This window comes from Clostridium budayi, assembly GCF_055396605.1.
Genome location: NZ_AP042456.1, coordinates 1141602 through 1156822 on the forward strand (window position 1 = coordinate 1141602; position 15221 = coordinate 1156822).

Consider the following 15221-nt stretch of genomic DNA (forward strand, 5'->3'; position numbering starts at 1 on the left):
TAAAGTGAAAAAATGTATTTATTGTAATAGAGAAATAAGTCTTAAATATTTACTAAAGCAAGAAAAATTAGATAAAATAAAATGCCCATATTGTACAAAAGAAATTAAGGCAAGCAGTATATCTAAGTTACTATTTATTTCACTATTAGTATTAGTAATTACATTAATGGTGATATTTCCTTTAAAACTTTATTTAAAACTTTTATTTATTAGCATATGGATTGTAGTATGCGAATTTATTTTAAAAGCTATAATATATGTATATGAATAAAAGCACAGTAAGTAGATACTGTGCTCTTTTTTTTGGTCATATTATTTATTGAAAACTTTGTACTTTGGAAGATTTCCTTCAAAGCATAAAGTTGGAGTTCCTTCAAATAAAGGTAGGAAATACTCTAAAGCTTCTTCTTTTATATTATTTCCTCTTTCATTTACCCACTCAGTAGGAAGATATTTAACATTATTTGCTATTTTTGATGCTTCAATTGGGAAGAAAGAAGTTTTATAATTTTCATTATCTTCTCTTTTTATAGCAACCATATATCCATTCATATCATTTTTTGCATATTTTAATGCTTCATAACCAGAAAGGAAAGCTTCCTCTATATCTATTTTTGAAGCACAGTGCATTGAACATCTTTGTAATACACCAAGTTCTAATGCTTTAACTCTTGTTGTTATTCCTGCTTTAAGTATAAGACCTCTTAAATACTCTCCTACACCACCTAATTGGGCATGTCCAAAAGAATCCTCTGAAATACAGTTAAGTTCAGCTAGGAAATTACCTTCTTCATTTTTTAATCCCTCTGATGCAACTATGTAAACTTGATTTTGTTCTTTAAATTTTTCTCTAACATCCATTAAGAATTGCTCTTTATCAAAAGCAACTTCTGGTACATATATAAAATCAGCAACTGGTTTTCCATTTATTCTAGCAGTGCAAGCTGAAGCTGCTAGCCATCCAGTATCTCTTCCCATAGTTTCTATTATGAAGATACCGTTGTTTGTGTAAACAGATGAATCAAGATAAGTTTCTAATACTGCTGTTGAAATAAACTTAGCAGCACTACCAAACCCAGGTGTATGATCTGTATACATTAAATCATTATCTATAGTTTTAGGTATTCCTATAAATTTTATAGCTAGTCCATTTTTTTCAGCATATTTTGAAAGCTTTGCTGTTGTATCCATTGAATCATTTCCACCAACATAGAAGAATGTATCAATATTTAATTCTTTTAATATACATAATAATTTATCATATTCCTCAGTTGATTCTTCAAGAGGCTTTAACTTATATCTGCAAGAACCTAAGCCAGATGAAGGGGTATATGTAAATGTGTTTAATTCCTCAGAAGTTTTTGAAGATAATTCTACAATGTTTTTGTTTAAGATGCCTTCAATTCCGTTTAAACCTCCATAAACTGTATCATATAGTTTTAATTCTTCGTTTGCTTTAACTAATCCAACCACACTAGAATTAATTACTGAAGTTGGACCTCCTGATTGGGCAATTATACAATTTGACATAAATACGCTCCTTTATATAACAAAATTTATTAAATGTGATATACTATTTAAAAATATAACATACTCTGTTTAATACTATACAACAAAAAAGCTATAAAATAAAGTATTTTAATAAAAAAAATAAAAATTAGAATAAATTATGATATTAGATACTAATAATAAAACATATGAAAATAATTAAGAAAGGAATTAAATTATGAGTATTATATTAGTAATATTAGTAGGAATAGCATTATCTATGGATGCATTAGGTGTTACTTTATGTATTGGTGTACAAAAGGGAGTAAAGAAAAGCACTAAATATTCTTATATACTTTCATTTGGCTTTTTTCAGTTTTTATTAATATTTATAGGCGGGATTATTGGAAGTATAGTAAATCGTTTTATAAACATACCTACTTTTTTAGGAGGAATTATTGTTTTTATAGTAGGAGCAATAATGATATATGATGCAATAAAAAAAGAGGAAGAGTGTATACTACTTAAAAAGGGGATGAATATATTTCTTGGAATATCAGTTAGTATAGATGCTCTTGTAATTGGTATCACAATGATGAATAATGTGCAGTTTATTGTATTATTTTTATATTCTATTCTTGTAGGACTTATAACATTTAATATATGCTATATAGGAATTCTTTTATGTAAATGCATAAGAAAAATAGATTTTGTAGAAAGATATGCAAATTATTTTGGTGGGATTATACTTATACTTATGGCAATAAAAATGATTTTCTTTTAAAGGTTTAAAACTTATATAAGAAGTGATAAAATTAACTTAAATGATTTTTAAGTTAACAGGGTGGGATTAGCTAAAATGAACGTTGAAATTATATTGAAAGATAAAGGGCTTAAGGTAACTAAAGCAAGAATTAAAATATTAACTATATTACAAAACAGTAAAGAGAGTATAAGTGCAGATAAAATTTTTGATATTTGTAGAGATGATGATACAAATATTAATTTAAGTACTGTATATAGAACTTTAGATGTATTTTTAGAAAATAATATAATAGATAAGTTTGTATTAGAAGATAGCGTATCAATTTATAAGCTCCATAAGGCAAATCATAAACATTTATTAGAATGTAATATATGTCATAAAGAAGTTGAATTAAATTGTCCAATGATTCAAATAGAAGAGATCATAAATAGGCAAACTGGATTTACATTAACAGAACATAACTTAGAAATGAAAGGTGTATGTGATGAATGTAAAAAAACATCTCAAAAATAGATTTTGAGATGTTTTTTTATTTTATAAATCTTTTAAATATAATCACTATTAATAAAGTTATAACTGCCATAAGAGCAATAGTTCCGCCAGGTGCGCTATCCATATAATAAGATATAACAAGACCAAACATAATATCAATAAATCCAAAGATTATTGAAAAAATAAGAGTTTTATTAAAGTTTTTATTAAGCTGAATAGCAGTTGCAACTGGAACTACTATTATTGATGATATAACTAAAATACCCATTATTCTTATAGACATAGATATTGTTGCACCAATTAGCATAGTAAATATATAATTTATTAATTTAACTTTTATACCTGAAGTTTTAGCACCTTCTTCATCAAATGTAACGTATAAAAGTTTATTAAAAATAATAGCTAATACTATTAAACATATAATACCTGTAATTAATATAAGCATTATATCTTGTTTAGTTACCGTAAGTATGCTACCAAATAAAAAAGAATTAACATTTGCAGAAGCTTTTCCGCTACTTATTAAAATAATTGCAATTCCAAGGCTTAGCGTAAGCACAATAGACATTACAAGTTCTGCATAACGTTTATAATAATCACGTAAAAATTCAATTACAAGAGCGCAAACTGTTGTGAATAAAAAAGCAGTAATTAATGGATTAACACCAATAACTAATCCAATTGCAACTCCAGCAAAAGAAGAGTGGGAAAGAGTATCCCCTATCATCGAGTATCTTCTAAGTACTAAGAACAAACCTATAAATGGGCAGAGAATTGATATGATTCCTCCGGCAATAAAGGCGTTTCTCATAAAATCTAATTCAAACATAAAGTAAATACCTTTCTATTATAAATTTAATATTTTATTATCTCTATTTGAAATATGTTTAATATATTCTTGCTTTGTGTAAATAGTTGGCATGCCACATACAACTTCTATTATGTGAGTTGAATATTCTAAAGCCATATTAATGTTATGTTCTACTGAAATGATTGTTTTATCATTTTCTACGTTAAGCTTATGAAGTAGAGAGTAGATAGACGCTTGGCTCTTAGAATCCACTCCAGTAGATGGCTCATCTAATATTATAAGGTCAGGATTTCCCATAAGAGCTCTAGCTATAAATACTCTTTGTTGTTGACCGCCTGATAAATTACCTATTAATGCATTTATAAAATTAATCATATTTACTTTTTCTAATGCTTTATTAATTTCTTTTTTGTTATTTACTCCGATTGATTTACCATGAGTTTTTAATATTTCATATACCGAAATAGGAAATTGAGAATTAAAGCTTTCAATTTTTTGTGGAACATATGCAATCTTTCTAGCATTCACGTTTATTGTTCCTGATGTAGGTTTTAAAAGACCAAGTATAAGTTTCATAAGGGTAGTTTTGCAGCTTCCATTTTCACCAACTACAGAAACATAAGCACCTTTAGGTATATCTAAACTAACGTTATCAATAAGAAAAGGTGGTTTATTGTTATATGAAAATGTAAGGTTATTTATATTAATCAATTAATCATCTCCTAAAAATAATTACCCTTTATTATACACTTTTATGCAAATGATTTGCAAGATTAACTAATCTAATTTAATTTATATAAATTTTCTAATTTCCAAGAGTTATTTGATTTTTTTAAATGGCACTCAACTTTTCTTGATTCATGTGGTTTTTCTTTTGAAAGTCCTGATGCTGTAACTACAGCAGTATCCCCATCAGAAAACTTAAGCTCCATATTCTGTACTCTTAGAAGAGAATTATCTATATTAGATGTAGTATAGTATTCAACTGCAGAAGATATATTCTGACATTTCTTATAAGTTATTATTTTATTAGTTACAAAACCACCTACTATAAGAAAGACGCAAATAACAGCTAAAGTTATCCTTCTACGTTTCCTTTGCCTCATTTTATATCTTTCTTTTCTTGTTATTCTAGTTCTTCTGTTAACTCTTTTATAATCCATATAAAAATCACTCCTAAAACTATTATAATAAAATATTACCATATTTTACCATAAAGTAAAGAATATTATATTTATTATTTCATAAAATAGTAGGTATAGTTTATAATAATAACAAATAAATAATATTATAAATAGAAAAGAGGACAAAATTTATGGATTTTTCAAGTTTAGTATTAATGGAAAAAGATAAAGAAACAGGATTTATAACAAAGGAGCTTGGAAGCTTTAGTGTAAATGAAGGAGCTTTACATGTAAGAAAGTTTTTTGTAGATGGAGATACTGTTAATTTATATTTTGATACAAATAAAGATGTAAGCGAATGGGAATACTCAGCTATATATGATTTATTTAACGCAAAAGAATTTGAGGAAGAAGGATTTGAACTTTCAGAGGATTTAGATGAATATAATCCAACATTTATAGTTAAATTTAAATATGATGATGATCATAATAAAATGCAAGAAAATGTAACAAAAATAGTAGATCTTATAGAAAAAGAAATGATAGAAGTATTTAAGAATATAGAAGGTAAAGAAGAAGAATATAAAGAAGATTAAAATTTTTATAAAGGCATAAAATAAAGAGAGCCTAATTTATTAAATTAAAAAGGAGGAGAGTTTTATGAAGGAAACTACTTTAAAAAGTAGAAATGAAATTAGAGAAGAGGATAAGTGGGATATAGAAAAAATTTACAAATCAAGTGCTGATTTTGAAAAAGATTTCGAAGATTTAAAAAAGGAAGCTCCAAAGCTTAAAGATTTCGAAGGTAAATTAAATGATCCACAAAATATATTAGAATACTTAAAGTACTCTGAAAAAATAAATAGATTAGCAGAGAAACTTTATGTATATTCACATCTAAAAAGTGATGAAGATACTGCAAATAATGAAAATCAAGCTAGAATGAGCAAAATAGATAGTTATATGGCTGATTTTTCAAGTTATTCAGCTTACTTTGTACCTGAAATACTATCACTTGGAGAAGAGTATATAATAAAAGCAATGGAAGAAGTTCCAGAGCTTAAAAATTATGAATTCTTATTTAGAGATATATTAAAGGAAAAAGATCACGTTCTTACTAAAGAAATGGAAGAATTATTATCTCAAGTTTCAGATTGTTTAGATGCTCCAGATGCAATTCATAATATGTTATCTAATGCAGATATGAAATTCAATAAAATTAAAGATGAAAATGGAAATGAAGTTGAACTTACAGAAGGTAATTATTCAAGCTTTATAAAATCAAAAGATAGAGAAGTTAGAAGAGAAGCTTTTAAAACACTATTCTCAGAATATAAAAATCTTCAAAATACATTTGGAACAACTTTAAGTGCATCAATTAAAAACTTTATTTTTAGTGCTAAAATTAGAAAGTATAAAAATGCATTAGAAGCATCATTAAAGCCAAATGATATTGATGTTAAAGTGTATAAAGAAGCAATAAATACAATAGATAAGAATTTATCATCACTTCATAGATATGTATCATTAAAGAAAAGAATGCTTGGACTTGATGAAATGCATATGTATGATTTATATGTACCTGTAATAGAAATTGAGAATGAACATATTGAATTTGATAAAGGTGTAGAAATTGCAAAAGAAGGACTAAAACCTTTAGGAGAAGAATATTTAAGCATATTTAATGAAGGTATAGAAAATAGATGGATTGATAAATATCAAAATAAAGGTAAAAAAGGTGGAGCTTATTCTTGGGGATGTTATGACACAATGCCTTATGTACTTTTAAATTATAATTATGATTTAAATGATGTATCAACATTAGTTCATGAAATGGGTCATTCAATCCATTCATATTACTCAAGAAAGAATCAAAGTTACTTCTATTCAGGATATACTCTATTTTGTGCAGAAGTTGCTTCAACAACAAATGAAGCTCTTTTAATCCATCATTTAATAAATAAAGAAACAGATAAAAATAAAAAATTATATCTTATAAATCAAGAACTTGAGCAAATTAGAACTACTGTATTTAGACAGCTTATGTTTGCAGAATTTGAATTATTTACACATGAAAGCATTGAAAGTGGAATACCACTTACAGCACTAGAATATTCAAAGAAGTGGCATGAACTAAATGTTAAATACTTTGGACCTGATATAGTAGTTGATGAAGACATAGATATAGAGTGGGCAAGAATTCCTCACTTCTATTCAGATTTTTATGTATATCAATATGCTACTGGATATGCAGCAGCTTCAGCATTTGCAAGTTCAATATTAAATAAAGAAGAAGATGCAGTTTCAAAATATATTACATTCTTAAAGAGTGGGGGAAGTGATTATCCAATTAATATATTAAAGAAAGCTGGAGTTGATATGACAACATCTAAGCCATTAGAAGCAACTATAAATAGATTTAATGAATTATTAGATATGTTAGAAGAAAACTTAAAATAAAATAAAAGGTACTTAATCATGACAATGATTAAGTACCTTTTATTTTATATTTCTTCTATTTTGTTACCTTTTTTATTTAAATTCCTAATCCATTTTTGTGCAATTTCTTCTTCATGTTTTTTGAAGTGTTCATATTTTTTTACTTCTTTTAGTGCATGTTTTAATTTCCTATCAAGTTCTTTTTCATCTAAATCGCTACTGTTATATGCTGAATATATTTCTTTTAAAGCATGCATAGCAGCTCTTTTATCTTTTTCACCTTTAAGGTTTTCAAGTAATCTTTTTAATTCCTTTTTCTTAGATGATATTTTAGGATCATTATCTTCTTCTGCAATTGCAAGTAAAACTTCAAGTCTATCTTTTATGTGGTTTAAAGTTATATCTTCAAATACATCTTCTATTCCAAATTCTTTTAAAAATCTGCTAAAGTCTTTCATATTATCTTCTCCAGATATTATTTTTTCAATTTCTATAAGTTGCATCATAATAAAACCCTCCCAAATTAATAATTTAAGATAGGCACTAAAAATTTAAAATATAATTTAAAGCTTTAGTTCGTATCTTAATATAAATTTTACTCTAACTTTATTTTAAAAATGTGATTTGAATCATATACTAAGTTAACTATATATTAAATATATAAATTTATTTTCTACGACTACAAATGAAAATTTATATACTTTATAATTTGATATAATATATAATAGTTAAATAAAAATAAACAGAGATAAGGGGTTAGGTTATGAGGAACTTTGAAGGCGAGGTTTTTAATTTTTTATCCAGAACACAAGGATTCTATATAAAAACATATTATAGCAATTTTAGCAAAAGTGAAAAATGGATAGCTATTAAAGATTTAGAGGATGGAGTGTATGCAGTAATTATATCTAAAGACTCCGAAGAAGATATAAATTTTAAAGAAGCATATGAATATATGATTTCTTTAGGAAGAAGATTTTCGTTAAATAGTATAGTTTTAGTTAATGGAGATTATATAAAAGGTAATAATATAGAAAATAAATTAGTTTATAACATAAATACTAAAGAGATACTATATTGTGATAGAAGTGCAGATCCATTAAAGATGTGTATAAATGTGATTGATGAAGAAAATCAAAGAGAAGGATATAAAAATATATTTAAACAAAGTCCAGTTACAATGACGTTAATTTTAATTAATGTTATTATATTTTTACTAACTGCAATAGCTTCAAAAAGTCTTATTGATATAAATGGATTAGTTTTAGTTAAATACGGAGCTAAAGTTAATTATTTTATTGATAAAGGTGAAGTTTTTAGGTTAATAACATGTAGTTTTTTACATGGAGGATTGATGCATCTTGTATTTAATATGTATTCATTATTCGTTGTAGGAACTGTAGTTGAAAAAATATATGGAATTAAAAAATATCTTTCAATATATTTTATATCTGCAATTACATCAAGTGCATTAAGTTATTTATTTGCTCCAGATACAATATCAGTTGGAGCATCAGGAGCTATCTTTGGAGTTTTAGGAGCATTCCTATGGTTTGCACTTAAAGAAAAAGAACATATTCAAAAAGGTGTAATAGGAAATGTTATAGCAGTTATAATTTTAAATCTTTATATAGGTTTAACAGCGTCTAATATAGATAACTTAGGTCATATTGGAGGTTTTATTGGAGGATTTTTACTAGCAATACCGTTATATAAAAGTAATTATGGAAAATAATTATTCTAGGGGGAATAGGCATTATGAAATTAGCATACGATAAAATAGTAACTTATTTATTTTTAATAATAATATCTGTTACTACTGTATGGGATATAGCTTGCAGAGGGGGAGTAAAGTTACCAAGAATAGCACTTATACTTGTTACACTTTTAATTTTTGATTTTATATTTAAAAGAAGTTTTTTAAGAAAATCTAAAATGACATATGTAGCAATTGTTATATTTATATTCTTTTCAATGTATTTAGCTAATGTTTTAAACTTTTATGCTTATGAGGGATATGATAAACTTCTTCATTTAGTATCAGGTCTACTAATAGGAGTTATTGGATTTGCAATTTATACTTATCTATTTGGTAGCAAAAAAAATACAGAAATAAAGCCATATGCTATGGTCATATTTACAATAATGTTTGCAATAGCTTGCGCAGGAGCATGGGAGATATGGGAGTTTGCAACAGATAGTTTATTTGGATTAACAGCTCAAAATGGCTTAGAGGATACAATGTATGATATAATTTGCGGAACTATAGGTGGAATTATTGTAACTATACCTATATATATGTATTCAAAGGGAAGTAAGAATAAGATATTAGATAAGCTTATGGATGAAATAAGAGAAGATTAAAAAGGAGTAACAACTTAAGTTGTTACTCCTTAAATATTATGAAGAAAATAATTTTTAAGATTATCATCTAGTTTATTTCTTCTAGAAATCTTTATAATATATTCTTTAGTTTTAGATATATCATTATTTTTAAATAATTTATTTAAATGTGCAATTTCACTTTTAGATAAAGAGTTTTCTATAGATAAATAAAACTCTTTTAATACTTTTGATGAAAGAGCTTCATTAATATTAACAGAAGAGCATTTATCTATAAATTTATAAAATTCAATTACTCCTTTTTCGTAAAGGATATATTCACCTTCTTTAAATAGTTCTAAATTCCTTTCTTTTAAGTAAAACTCATAAGTTTTAAGAGCGCTTAATTTAGTAGATTCATCTAAAGTATTATTTAGATCTTTTAATATATTTACTATTTTAGTTGAAGAAAAATCTTTATCTTTTACTTCTAGCATTATATCTATATCAAAATTTTTTATAGATTTTAAGTACTCTAAAAATTTATCTATAAATATTGTATTAGAGTGAGAGCCAATTCTTTTATTAAGAGCTTGCTCACTGTAGTGAACTTTAATTTTTCCATCTTCTTTATTCCAAGTATCTTTAATAGAATTTAATATTTTAAATGAATTAGTATCTACTCCTTCATAACAAAGATAATGAAGGTTATCATATATTATAGGGATTTTTACATGTTCGTTTATATTTAAGAGATCTTCTATAGAATAGTTTTTTTCATCATTTTCTATAACTAATCTGTCTTTAACATTTTTAGATAAAGAATTATATACATTTAAAAATCTATTTATGGATTCTTTTTTATTATCATAAAGTCCACCAACATGTAGAATTATTTTATTAGATTTATCATTTGAGATACTATCTAAAAATTTTGTGTGATACTCTAGGTCATTAATAGACTTTTCTACAGTAACTAGATTTTTACTATTTAAGACTGTATATTGACCAGGATGCATTGAAATTCTAATAGAATTTTTAGTTATAATATCATTTATATTTTTAAAATCCTCTTTAAAAATATTAGACCAATCTAAGTTGTTTATTTTATGACTTCCAAAAGGGATTATATCAGAGCTTATTCTAAACATATAGATACCATTAGATAAGTTATATTTAAGTATTTCATATAAATCTTCTAAATTATATTTAATACATTCTATAAGTTTTTCTTCTGTATAATTTTTTAGTGTAAATGTTCGTGTGGTTTTATTATGTATTTTAAGAGGAGTGCATGCATATCCTATATTCATAAAAAAAATCCTTTCTTTATAATAGTTTCTTATAAATATAGTGTTAGAAAATATCAAAAAACAAATACCTCATAAATCAAAATAAAAGAAAACTTTTTCAAAGGGGAACTAATTTTCAAATTAATAAAATAATATAAAATATTTTAAAAGAATGGAAACTTTTTAAAAAACAACTATATTTTATGGAAAAATATAAAAAAAAGGTGTATTATATAAATAGATTATTAGTAGAGGGTGAAGTAGAATGAATGGAAGAGAATATGTAAATGAAGTATTAGCTAAAGTTAAAGAAAGAAATAAGGGGGAGGCAGAATTTATAGATGCAGTTACTGAAGTACTAGAATCTTTAATACCTGTATTTGATAAAAATCCTGATTATATTAAAGAAGGAATATTAGAAAGAATTGTAGAACCTGAAAGACAAATATTCTTTAGAGTACCTTGGGTAGATGATAATGGTAAAGTTCAAGTTAATAGAGGTTTTAGAGTACAATTTAATAGTGCTATTGGGCCATATAAAGGCGGACTTAGATTCCATCCATCAGTTAATCAAAGTATAATTAAATTTTTAGGATTTGAACAAATATTCAAAAATTCATTAACAGGACTTCCAATTGGTGGAGGAAAAGGTGGATCAGATTTTGATCCTAAAGGAAAATCAGACAGAGAAGTTATGAGATTCTGTCAAAGTTTTATGGCAGAACTTTGCAAGCATATAGGTAGTGATATAGATGTACCAGCTGGAGATATTGGAGTTGGCGGAAGAGAAATAGGATATATGTATGGGTACTATAAAAAAATTAGAAATACAAGCGAGCAAGGTGTATTAACTGGTAAAGGATTATCTTATGGGGGAAGTCTTGGTAGAAAAGAAGCAACTGGATATGGATTAGTATACTTCACAGAAGAGATGCTAAAAGATAATGGAACAAGTTTTGACGGAAAAACTGTAGTAATTTCAGGATCAGGTAATGTTGCTATATATGCAGCAGAAAAGGCTAAGGAACTTGGAGCAAACGTTGTTGCATTAAGTGATTCAAATGGATATATATACGATGAAAATGGTATTAACTTAGATGTAGTAAAAGATATAAAAGAAGTAAAAAGAGGCAGAATAAAAGAATACTTAAACTATGTAAGCACAGCTAAATACGAAGAAGGATGCAAAAATATATGGAAAATAAAATGTGATATTGCACTTCCATGCGCTACTCAAGGAGAAATTAATGAAGAATCAGCTAAACTTCTTATAAAAAATGGAGTAAAGGCTGTTTCAGAAGGCGCAAATATGCCATCAACTCTTGAAGCAGTTAAAGTATTCCAAGATAATAAAATAATGTTTGGTCCAGCAAAAGCTGCAAATGCAGGTGGAGTTGCTTGTTCGGCTTTAGAAATGTCCCAAAATAGTATAAGACTTTCATGGACTAAAGAAGAAGTTTTAGAAAAGCTAAAAGATATAATGGTTATGATTTATAAAAATGCTAGTGAAGCAAGCAAAGAATATGGAGATGAAGGTAATATTTTAATGGGTGCAAATATTGCTGGATTCTTAAAAGTTTGTGATGCTATGATGGCACAAGGAATAGTTTAAAATTAAAAATACAAAAAGACAGATTTTTATAAAATCTGTCTTTTTGTATAAACTTTTAAAAAAGTTAGTAAAGTACGTATAATATAAACTTTAATGTAAATTCTTAAATATTTTTAATTTTTATGTACTTGATTTTTAACGACTATTGAATTATATTTAAAAGGATGTATTTTAGAGAAAATAGAAATGAATGGGGAATAAATTCCATTTGTCATTAGGAGTGAATATAATGGGAAATATAATTTATGCTGTAACGGCAGTATTTCAAGTTTTCGTATTCTTTATAACTATGTACTTTTTAATATTAGCTTTCTTTGGGCTTTTCAGAAGAAAAGAAAAGAAAAATTATACACCTGTTAAAAAGTTTGCTATGATAGTAGCTGCCCATAATGAAGAAGTAGTTATAGGTAAACTTATAGAGAGTATGCAAAGGCTTAATTATCCAAAGGAATTATACGACATATTTGTTATAGCTGATAACTGTACAGATAAAACAGCAGAAATTTCAAGAGGATATGGAGTAAATGTTTTTGAACGTTTCTCAGAAGATAAAAGAGGAAAAGGTTATGCTCTTGAATGGATGTTTAGTAAACTATTTAAGATGGATAAAAAGTATGATTCCATCTGTATATTTGATGCAGACAATTTAGTACATGAAGATTTCTTAAAGGAAATCAACTCAAAGATGTTAGAAGGATACAAAGTCGTACAAGGATATATAGATAGTAAAAATCCAAACGACTCATGGATTGCAACAGCTTACTCAATAGCATTTTGGTCACAAAATAGAATGTTCCAATTAGCAAGAAGAAACGTAGGTTTATCAAACCAACTTGGAGGAACAGGATTTGCAATTGATACAGAAATGCTTCAAAAACTAGGCTGGGGAGCTACATGTCTTACAGAAGATTTAGAATTTACATGTAAGTTAGTATCACACGGAGAAAAAGTAGGTTGGGCACACGATGCTAAAATATTTGATGAAAAACCACTTACATTAGTCCAATCTTGGTCACAAAGAAAAAGATGGATGCAAGGATTTACAGATGTTGCATCAAGATATTTCTTTAAGTTAATAAAAGAATCAATAAAACAAAGAAAGTTTTATATGTTTGACTGTGCACTTTATGTAATGCAACCATTTGTAACATTATTACTAGGTATTTCAGCAGTACTTACTTTAGTACAATCAAATTTTGGAACTTCAGACGTTTTTGTTATAAGTAATGCATTTAGTGATGTAGGTTGGAAAGTATTTATAATATGCCAATTCTTAATCACACCATTAGTACTTAAACTAGAAAAGAAAGTTTCAACAGGATTCTTTACTCTTTTAGTTATATACTCTTTAAATGTATTTATACTACCGATATTATCCACAAAGATAGATAGCGTTTATGCATTCTGGATAGTATCAGCAGGATATAGTTTAACAATGCTTTTAATAACATTTATATGTTTAGGAAAGAAAGGATTAGTGTTATTTATTAGATTCTTATTATATGGATTATATACAGTAACATGGATTCCAATAACTATACAAGGAATATTAAACAAGAACAATAAAGAATGGAGTCACACAAAACACGTAAGAAACGTAGAGATTTGTGATTTATAATAAAGAAAAAGCTTAAGGTTTTAAATAACCTTAAGCTTTTTTCTTTTAGGTGTATAATGATTTATAAGTGGAAAATATGCAAAAGTCAGCTTGGAGGAGAGTTTATGGAAAGCTTTAATTATTTAGAAAGTTAAATGTTCCAAAATCATTAAGTGAGCTTAATATAGATAATAAAAAATTTGGGATTATGGCAGAAAAAGCAGTAGAACATGGTGGTTTAAAGTATGCTTACGTTCCATTAAATAAAGATGATGTAATAGAAATATTTAATAAATCATTATAATAAAAAGATCTTTAGGCCTTTTTATTTTTATGAATTTATATATTATAAATAGCAAAAGATAATATTAATATATTGTTCAAAAATAATCTATTGAATTATATAAAAAAAAGTATAAAATATATTTAATAGGAAATATTAATAGAAAATAATTATTGATTAATACAGGAGTGATATATATGAATATAACAGCACAAGGAAATAAAATAACATTAAGAGGAGCAGAAGTAAGAGTAGGACAGGAAGCACCTAACTTTGTTTTATATGATAATTCATTAAATAAAGTGACTCTTAAAGATACTGAAGGAAAAAGAGTATTTTTAGCAGTACCATCTTTAGATACTCCAGTTTGTGATATTGAAGTAAAAAGATTTAACAAAGAAGCAACTGATTTAAAAGATACAAAAGTTTACGTAGTATCAATGGATTTACCATTTGCTCAAGCTAGATGGTGTGGATCTGAAGATGTAGACAATGTAATTACTTTATCAGATTATAAAGACAGATCTTTTGGAGAAAATTACGGACTATATATTGAAGAAATGGGATTACTTGCAAGAGCGGTGTTTGTAGTTGATGAAAAGAATAATGTAACATACGTAGAATACTGCAAAGATATAAGTGATGAACCAAATTATGATAAAGCTTTAGAAGCATTAAAGGCTTTATAAAATAAATTAAGAATAATAAAATTAATATAGTAAAAAGAAAAACTGTGCAAACACTTGTACGGTTTTTCTTTTTTTTTATTAAAATTATGATAGAATAGAATGGTTAATAAAATAAAAGATAGGAGTTATAAATATTTAATATTATATAAAGTGAAAAATTGCACAAATTAATTATAAAATATAATTTATAAAAGATAATATTGAATATTTAGACTTTAAAAAAGAGTTTGCATAATCTATTAAGGGGCTTAATGTAAGTAACTCTTTTATAGTACATATTAAATAAATTAAAAATATTATATTAGA

General features: G+C 26.1%; 17 protein-coding genes. 11 read left to right on the forward strand and 6 right to left on the reverse strand.

The annotated features are described in order from the left end of the window. Positions 1-4: 4 nt before the first annotated feature. A complete protein-coding gene (locus tag ACZ5TJ_RS05310; RefSeq protein WP_464201777.1) occupies positions 5-271 on the forward strand; it encodes a hypothetical protein in 267 nt (88 codons plus the stop codon). A 41-nt stretch (positions 272-312) separates the two neighbouring features. On the opposite strand, the gene ACZ5TJ_RS05315 is transcribed toward ACZ5TJ_RS05310, so the two are convergent. Next, a complete protein-coding gene (locus ACZ5TJ_RS05315; protein WP_464201778.1) occupies positions 313-1530 on the reverse strand; it encodes a 6-phosphofructokinase in 1218 nt (405 codons plus the stop codon). A gap of 196 nt (positions 1531-1726) precedes the next feature. Between ACZ5TJ_RS05315 and ACZ5TJ_RS05320 the strand changes: the two genes are divergently transcribed. Together ACZ5TJ_RS05320 and ACZ5TJ_RS05325 are read left to right on the forward strand one after the other, a co-directional pair. Continuing rightward, positions 1727-2272, forward strand: coding sequence for a manganese efflux pump MntP (locus tag ACZ5TJ_RS05320; RefSeq protein ID WP_464201779.1), 546 nt, complete (start codon positions 1727-1729; stop codon positions 2270-2272). 75 nt (positions 2273-2347) lie between these two features. Then, complete coding sequence (locus ACZ5TJ_RS05325) at positions 2348-2767, forward strand: Fur family transcriptional regulator (protein ID WP_045726052.1); 420 nt, start codon at positions 2348-2350, stop codon at positions 2765-2767. Positions 2768-2783: 16 nt separating this feature from the next. On the opposite strand, the gene ACZ5TJ_RS05330 is transcribed toward ACZ5TJ_RS05325, so the two are convergent. The 3 genes from ACZ5TJ_RS05330 to ACZ5TJ_RS05340 all read right to left on the reverse strand — a co-directional run bounded on the left by ACZ5TJ_RS05330 (position 2784) and on the right by ACZ5TJ_RS05340 (position 4720). Next, positions 2784-3575: a metal ABC transporter permease gene (locus ACZ5TJ_RS05330; RefSeq protein ID WP_039310727.1), complete on the reverse strand. Its 792-nt coding sequence runs from the start codon at positions 3573-3575 to the stop codon at positions 2784-2786. Between the two features lie 18 nt (positions 3576-3593). Then, positions 3594-4268, reverse strand: a complete 675-nt coding sequence (locus tag ACZ5TJ_RS05335) for a metal ABC transporter ATP-binding protein (protein WP_464201780.1) — start codon at positions 4266-4268, stop codon at positions 3594-3596. A gap of 71 nt (positions 4269-4339) precedes the next feature. Then, a complete protein-coding gene (locus ACZ5TJ_RS05340; RefSeq protein WP_464201781.1) occupies positions 4340-4720 on the reverse strand; it encodes a hypothetical protein in 381 nt (126 codons plus the stop codon). A gap of 152 nt (positions 4721-4872) precedes the next feature. On the opposite strand from ACZ5TJ_RS05340, the gene ACZ5TJ_RS05345 reads away from it, so the two are divergent. Together ACZ5TJ_RS05345 and pepF are read left to right on the forward strand one after the other, a co-directional pair. Beyond that, entirely contained in the window at positions 4873-5277 is a 405-nt protein-coding gene (locus ACZ5TJ_RS05345; RefSeq protein ID WP_464201782.1) for a DUF6762 family protein, read from the forward strand. A gap of 64 nt (positions 5278-5341) precedes the next feature. Further along, complete coding sequence (gene pepF, locus ACZ5TJ_RS05350; RefSeq protein WP_464201783.1) at positions 5342-7141, forward strand: oligoendopeptidase F; 1800 nt, start codon at positions 5342-5344, stop codon at positions 7139-7141. 44 nt (positions 7142-7185) lie between these two features. Here the strand turns inward: pepF and ACZ5TJ_RS05355 are convergent, their stop codons facing one another. Beyond that, positions 7186-7626: a hypothetical protein gene (locus ACZ5TJ_RS05355; RefSeq protein ID WP_464201785.1), complete on the reverse strand. Its 441-nt coding sequence runs from the start codon at positions 7624-7626 to the stop codon at positions 7186-7188. A gap of 257 nt (positions 7627-7883) precedes the next feature. On the opposite strand from ACZ5TJ_RS05355, the gene ACZ5TJ_RS05360 reads away from it, so the two are divergent. Both ACZ5TJ_RS05360 and ACZ5TJ_RS05365 read left to right on the forward strand, forming a co-directional pair. Then, positions 7884-8855, forward strand: a complete 972-nt coding sequence (locus ACZ5TJ_RS05360) for a rhomboid family intramembrane serine protease (RefSeq protein WP_464201786.1) — start codon at positions 7884-7886, stop codon at positions 8853-8855. A gap of 23 nt (positions 8856-8878) precedes the next feature. Next, positions 8879-9484 carry a DUF2238 domain-containing protein gene (locus ACZ5TJ_RS05365; RefSeq protein ID WP_464201788.1) on the forward strand — a complete coding sequence of 202 codons (606 nt, stop codon included), beginning with the start codon at positions 8879-8881 and terminating at the stop codon, positions 9482-9484. A gap of 29 nt (positions 9485-9513) precedes the next feature. Here ACZ5TJ_RS05365 and uvsE read toward each other — a convergent pair whose 3' ends face one another. Next, the gene (gene uvsE / locus ACZ5TJ_RS05370; RefSeq protein ID WP_464201789.1) at positions 9514-10755 is read right to left on the reverse strand and encodes a UV DNA damage repair endonuclease UvsE; all 1242 of its coding nucleotides are present in this window, start codon (positions 10753-10755) and stop codon (positions 9514-9516) included. A 244-nt stretch (positions 10756-10999) separates the two neighbouring features. Between uvsE and gdhA the strand changes: the two genes are divergently transcribed. The 4 genes from gdhA to tpx all read left to right on the forward strand — a co-directional run bounded on the left by gdhA (position 11000) and on the right by tpx (position 14915). Next, entirely contained in the window at positions 11000-12346 is a 1347-nt protein-coding gene (gene gdhA / locus ACZ5TJ_RS05375; protein WP_464201791.1) for an NADP-specific glutamate dehydrogenase, read from the forward strand. A gap of 229 nt (positions 12347-12575) precedes the next feature. Further along, complete coding sequence (locus tag ACZ5TJ_RS05380) at positions 12576-13964, forward strand: glycosyltransferase family 2 protein (protein ID WP_464201793.1); 1389 nt, start codon at positions 12576-12578, stop codon at positions 13962-13964. Positions 13965-14127: 163 nt separating this feature from the next. Beyond that, complete coding sequence (locus ACZ5TJ_RS05385) at positions 14128-14247, forward strand: hypothetical protein (RefSeq protein ID WP_464202279.1); 120 nt, start codon at positions 14128-14130, stop codon at positions 14245-14247. A gap of 176 nt (positions 14248-14423) precedes the next feature. After that, a complete protein-coding gene (tpx, locus tag ACZ5TJ_RS05390) occupies positions 14424-14915 on the forward strand; it encodes a thiol peroxidase (protein ID WP_464201794.1) in 492 nt (163 codons plus the stop codon). Positions 14916-15221: the final 306 nt, after the last annotated feature.

Excerpts from the sequence above, each read along its gene's own strand:
- uvsE (WP_464201789.1), bottom strand. The coding sequence starts at position 10,755 with ATGAATATAGGATATGCATGCACTCCTCTTAAAATACATAATAAAACC.
- ACZ5TJ_RS05355 (WP_464201785.1), bottom strand. The coding sequence starts at position 7,626 with ATGATGCAACTTATAGAAATTGAAAAAATAATATCTGGAGAAGATAAT.
- ACZ5TJ_RS05320 (WP_464201779.1), top strand. The coding sequence starts at position 1,727 with ATGAGTATTATATTAGTAATATTAGTAGGAATAGCATTATCTATGGAT.
- ACZ5TJ_RS05380 (WP_464201793.1), top strand. The coding sequence starts at position 12,576 with ATGGGAAATATAATTTATGCTGTAACGGCAGTATTTCAAGTTTTCGTA.
- ACZ5TJ_RS05325 (WP_045726052.1), top strand. The coding sequence starts at position 2,348 with ATGAACGTTGAAATTATATTGAAAGATAAAGGGCTTAAGGTAACTAAA.
- ACZ5TJ_RS05315 (WP_464201778.1), bottom strand. The coding sequence starts at position 1,530 with ATGTCAAATTGTATAATTGCCCAATCAGGAGGTCCAACTTCAGTAATT.
- tpx (WP_464201794.1), top strand. The coding sequence starts at position 14,424 with ATGAATATAACAGCACAAGGAAATAAAATAACATTAAGAGGAGCAGAA.
- ACZ5TJ_RS05360 (WP_464201786.1), top strand. The coding sequence starts at position 7,884 with ATGAGGAACTTTGAAGGCGAGGTTTTTAATTTTTTATCCAGAACACAA.
- pepF (WP_464201783.1), top strand. The coding sequence starts at position 5,342 with ATGAAGGAAACTACTTTAAAAAGTAGAAATGAAATTAGAGAAGAGGAT.
- ACZ5TJ_RS05330 (WP_039310727.1), bottom strand. The coding sequence starts at position 3,575 with ATGTTTGAATTAGATTTTATGAGAAACGCCTTTATTGCCGGAGGAATC.
- gdhA (WP_464201791.1), top strand. The coding sequence starts at position 11,000 with ATGAATGGAAGAGAATATGTAAATGAAGTATTAGCTAAAGTTAAAGAA.
- ACZ5TJ_RS05340 (WP_464201781.1), bottom strand. The coding sequence starts at position 4,720 with ATGGATTATAAAAGAGTTAACAGAAGAACTAGAATAACAAGAAAAGAA.
- ACZ5TJ_RS05345 (WP_464201782.1), top strand. The coding sequence starts at position 4,873 with ATGGATTTTTCAAGTTTAGTATTAATGGAAAAAGATAAAGAAACAGGA.
- ACZ5TJ_RS05365 (WP_464201788.1), top strand. The coding sequence starts at position 8,879 with ATGAAATTAGCATACGATAAAATAGTAACTTATTTATTTTTAATAATA.